The following is an 816-nucleotide window of genomic DNA, read 5'->3' on the forward strand; positions in this document are numbered from 1 at the left end:
TAATGCTGGTCACTTAAGGTGACCAGCAGTTTTTTTGTCTGCGTATTTTCTGCTTTTTACCCTCAGTTCTCTGGGGTAACTTCGCTCTCTTCTCTCCGGTAAAACCAGCCATTTCGCCTTCTCATACAACGTTCTTAGCTCGCCTGGCATCTTACCCGGTGAAGCCCACGGCAACGTTATCAGCAGCCGTGTTATTTCACTTATTGCGCCACTGAAGCTCAGCTGATACGGCAGATAGTCGCCTTTCAGTTCGAACGCCATCCTTACCATCTGGTATCTCACCAGGTTGTAGGTCAGCAGCACTCCCCACAACTCCTGCCGTACCAGCTCCGGTAGCCTGCTGCGCAGCGTCCACCGGCTGTCCAGCAGGCTCTGTTTCGCTTCCCGGTAACCCAGCTCTATTTCCCATCGATGTCTGTATAACTCACTGATACTGTTACCCGGATACCGGACAGGGTCTGTCAGCGAGGTCAGTACCTGCCGTTCTTTTCCGTCCACATTCCGGGTCAGCAGTCTCGCCGTTATTTCTGCCGGCAGCGCCGGCCATTGCTTCCGCGCCTGCGGGCTCGTTTTTAACTGAACCAGCTCGTCACCCCGCCCCAGCCTGTGCACCACCTCATACCGGGTATTCTTTTTCAGCGGTAACAGCCAGTGTCGTTTCTCTCCGGATGTCTGCCAGTGATGCAGCAGCCCCAGCGAGTAAAATCCTTTATCGAACAGGGTGATACTGTTGTCCGGCGTTTTCTCTGTCAGCCGGGCGGCCAGCCGCATTTCGCTGACGCTCTCGCTGTCAAAAGCGCTGGCGTTTATCAGATG

At 54.7% G+C, this 816-nt stretch carries 1 protein-coding gene; it reads right to left on the reverse strand.

Annotated features, from left to right (window positions below; genetic code table 11):
- Positions 1-9: 9 nt before the first annotated feature.
- Positions 10-816 (reverse strand): IS4 family transposase (locus HYQ67_RS23810; RefSeq protein ID WP_202308658.1); only part of this gene is annotated, 807 nt, incomplete at its 5' end.

The sequence above is a fragment of the Dryocola clanedunensis subsp. sulfonylureivorans genome (assembly GCF_016756775.1).
Taxonomy (GTDB): Bacteria; Pseudomonadota; Gammaproteobacteria; order Enterobacterales; family Enterobacteriaceae; genus Dryocola; species Dryocola clanedunensis.